Source organism: Streptomyces sp. NPDC101151 (genome assembly GCF_044768335.1).
Taxonomy (GTDB): domain Bacteria; phylum Actinomycetota; class Actinomycetes; order Streptomycetales; family Streptomycetaceae; genus Streptomyces.
The window spans coordinates 1-4,087 of record NZ_JBIWPP010000106.1; the positions used below are offsets into that span (position 1 = coordinate 1).

Below are 4,087 nucleotides of genomic sequence, written 5' to 3' on the forward strand. Positions count from 1 at the left end.
GAGGAGCTGACGCTTCAGGCGCCGTTGATCCTTCCCGAGCGCGGCGGTGTCCAGCTGCGGCTGACCGTCGCCGAGCCCGACGAGTCCGGACGCCGCTCGCTGACCATGCACTCCCGTGCGGAGAACGCGGCCTCCGAGGCGGCCTGGACCTGCCACGCGACCGGTGTGCTGGCACCGGACGGGCAGCAGCCCGGCTGGGACCTGGCGGCGTGGCCGCCGGTGGACGCGGTCCCCGTGGCGGTCGACGGCCTGTACGAGGGGTTCGCCGCCGCGGGTTACGGCTACGGGCCGGTGTTCCAGGGCCTGCGGGCGGCATGGCGGCGCGGCGACGAGATCTTCGCCGAGGTGACTCTGCCGGAGGACCACCAGGACGAGGCCGCCCGCTTCGGTGCGCATCCGGCCTTGCTCGACGCCGCCCTGCACGCCGTGGGCCTGGACGTCATCGGCGCGGGAGAGGAGGGCGACAGCGGTGTGACGGCCCGGCTGCCGTTCGCCTGGCGCGGCGTTTCGCTCCACGCTGCGGGCGCGTCCGCACTACGCGTCCATGTGTTGCCGACGAGCGGCACGGACGCCGTGTCCGTGGCACTGGCCGACGCCTCCGGCCGCCCGGTGGTCTCGGTCGACTCCCTGGTCATGCGGCCGGTCGACCCCGAGCGGCTCGGTGACGCGATCGCCCGGAGCGGGCCGCACGACGCTCTGTTCCACGTCGCGTGGACGGACCGTCCGGTCCGTTCCGACGTCGTCGAGCGGCTCGTGGAACAGGCCGACCCCGGCAGCCTCCCGTGGGCGCTTCTCGGCGACGACATCCTCGGTCTGGGCGCGGCGCTGGCCGGTACGTCGGTGTCGGTCAAGCCGTACGAGGACCTGGCCTCGCTGCACGACAGTTTCGCTGCCGACGACACCCTTCCAGGGGTGATACTGGCCGGCTGCGCTGCCGAGTGCGGTGACGGACCCGGCACGACGGCGACAGCCGCGCGCGGCGCTCTGCGAAGCGCCCTTGAGCTGGTTCGGTCGTGGCTCGCGGACGAGCGGTTCTCCGCCGACGCCGAGGCCGACGCCGGGGGGTACCCCCAGGCCCGGCTGGTCCTGGTGACCCGGGGCGCGGTGGCGGCCGGCCCGGACGAGGACGTACCGGACCTGGCGACGGCGCCGGTGTGGGGGCTGCTGCGGTCCGCGCAGAGCGAGAACCCCGGCCGGTTCGTGCTGCTGGACATCGACGACTCCCAGGAGTCGCGCAGCGCGCTGCCCGCCGCTCTGGCATGGGCGATCACTCAGGACGAGTCCCAAGTGGCGCTCCGCGCAGGCACGGTGCGTGTGCCGCGTGTGGCACCGGTGACCGCACCCGCCTCCAACGCCGCCCAGAACTCCGACCTCTCCGACCCCTCTGGCCTCTCGGACACGGCAGCAGACCTTGCCGCTGTCGGGGCCTTCGGTCCTGGTTCGGGGACGGTGCTGGTCACGGGGGCGACGGGGACGCTGGGCGGTCTGGTGGCGCGGCATCTGGTGACCGGACACGGTGTCCGGCGGCTGCTGTTGGTGAGTCGTAGTGGTGCGCAGGCTCCGGGTGCGGCCGAGTTGGTGCGGGAGCTGTCCGGGCTGGGCGCGGATGTGAGCGTGGCGGCCTGTGATGTGGCTGACCGGGAAGCGTTGGCCGGGTTGCTGGCCGGGATTCCGGCCGAGTATCCGCTGACCGCCGTCGTGCACACCGCCGGCGTCCTCGATGACGGAGTGATCGCGAACCTCACCCCCGAGAGCCTGGACCGGGTGCTACGGCCCAAGCTCGACGCGGCCGTCCACCTGCACGAGTTGACCCGCCATCTCGACCTTTCCGCTTTCGTCCTGTTCTCGTCGGCATCCGCCACCTTCGGCAGCGCCGGACAGGCCAACTACGCGGCGGCCAACGCCTTCCTGGACGCCCTGGCACACCACCGGCGGGCGCAGGGTCTGCCCGCCGTCTCGCTGGGCTGGGGCTTCTGGGCCCAGGCCAGCGGCATGACCGGCGAGCTGGCGCAGGCCGACATCCAGCGCATGGCACGCGGTGGTATGACGCCGCTGCCCACGGACAAGGGCCTGGAGCTGTTCGACACCGCTCAGCGTCTGGGCGAAGCGCTGCTGCTGCCCATGCAGTTGGACAGCGCCGCGCTTCGCCACCCGTCCGCAGATGGCGCCGACGCCGTACCCGTCATGCTGCGCGGCCTGATCCGGGTCCCGGCGCGGCGTGCCGCGGTCGCCGCGGCGTCCGGTGACCTCACACTGCCGCAGCGCCTGGCAGAGCTGCCGGAGAGCGAACGGGAGCGGACGCTTCTGGACCTGGTGCGGACACACACCGCCGCCGTACTGGGTCACGGTGCGACGGCCACCGTCGAAGCCGGACGTGGATTCCAGGAACTCGGCTTCGACTCCTTGACCGCGATCGAATTCCGTAATCGAATGAACATGGCCACCGGATTGCGACTTCCGGCCACGCTCATCTTCGACTACCCCACTCCCGCCGCCCTGGCGAAATACCTGCGCGCTGAGATCCGTATCGACGGAGCCGCGGCCGGGACATCCGTATCCGAGGAATTCGACCGACTGGAGACGTCGCTCACCGCGCTCGCCGCGGACGACGGGAAGCGCGTCGAAATCATGGTGCGTATGAAGGCGTTCCTGGCAAAGCTGGGCGACGCCGGGGGAACTGGGGCGGAGACACACGACAACAGCGACCTCGACGAGGTGTCGGACGACGAGCTGTTCAGCGCCCTCGAAAACGAGCTAAGGAAGTCTTGACCAAATGAACGTGGAACACCGCCGTTTTCGTGGGGGACTGAGCCAGCATGTCTAACGAGGAGAAGCTTCGCTCCTATCTGAAACTGGCAACGACCGACCTCCGGCAGACGCGTCGCCGGCTCGAGGAACTTGAGGCCAAGGACTCCGAGCCGATCGCGATCGTCGCGATGAGCTGCCGGTACCCGGGAGGCGTGGCGTCTCCCGAGGAGCTGTGGGATCTGCTCGCCTCGGGGACCGACGCGGTGTCGCCGTTCCCGACGGACCGTGGCTGGGACATCGAGGATCTGTACGACCCGGACCCGGAGCGGAAGGGCAAGAGCTATGTGCGGGAGGGCGGCTTCCTGCACACGGCGGCCGACTTCGACCCGGACTTCTTCGGCATGTCACCGCGCGAGGCGCTGGCGACCGACCCCCAGCAGCGGCTGCTGCTGGAGACCTCATGGGAGGCGATCGAGCGCGGCGGGATCGACCCCGAGTCCCTGCGCGGCAGCAAGACCGGCGTCTTCGCCGGAATCATGTACAACGACTACGCATCACGGATGCACGTGGCCCCCGACGGCTTCGAGGGCCACATAGGCAACGGCAGCGCCGCCAGCGTCGCCTCGGGCCGGGTCTCGTACACCCTCGGTCTGGAGGGTCCGGCGGTGACGGTGGACACGGCGTGTTCGTCGTCGCTGGTGACGCTGCATCTCGCGGCGCAGGCGCTGCGCAGCGGCGAGTGCTCGCTGGCGCTGGCCGGCGGTGTGACGGTGATGTCCACCCCCACCGTCTTCGTGGAGTTCAGCCGGATGCGCGGGCTGGCGATGGACGGCCGGTGCAAGGCGTTCTCGGACGCCGCGGACGGTGCCGCGTGGGCCGAGGGCGCGGGCATGCTGCTGCTGGAGCGCCTGTCGGACGCCCGGCGCGCAGGCCATCCGGTACTCGCGGTGATCCGCGGCTCCGCCCTCAACCAGGACGGCGCCAGCAGCGGCCTGACGGCGCCCAATGGTCCGTCGCAGCAGCGGGTGATCCGTGCGGCGCTGGCCAACGCCGGGCTGTCGGCCGCGGACGTGGACGTGGTGGAGGCGCATGGTACGGGTACGGCGCTGGGTGACCCGATCGAGGCGCAGGCGTTGCTGGCGACCTATGGTCAGGAGCGGTCGGGGGACTGGCCGTTGTGGCTGGGTTCGTTGAAGTCGAACGTTGGTCATACGCAGGCTGCTGCCGGTGTGGGTGGCGTGATCAAGATGGTGCTGGCGATGCGCCATGGTGTGTTGCCGCAGACGCTGCATGTGGATGAGCCGTCGTCGAAGGTGGATTGGTCGGCGGGTGCGGTGGA

General features: G+C 70.8%; 2 protein-coding genes. Both read left to right on the forward strand.

Going from position 1 to position 4,087, the window contains the following annotated elements:
• On the forward strand, positions 1–2,769 hold a 2,769-nt coding region (locus ACIRU3_RS47400; RefSeq protein ID WP_404070614.1), incomplete at its 5' end, for an SDR family NAD(P)-dependent oxidoreductase.
• Positions 2,770–2,816: 47 nt separating this feature from the next.
• The coding region (locus ACIRU3_RS47405) for a type I polyketide synthase (RefSeq protein WP_404070617.1) at positions 2,817–4,087 on the forward strand (1,271 nt) is incomplete at its 3' end.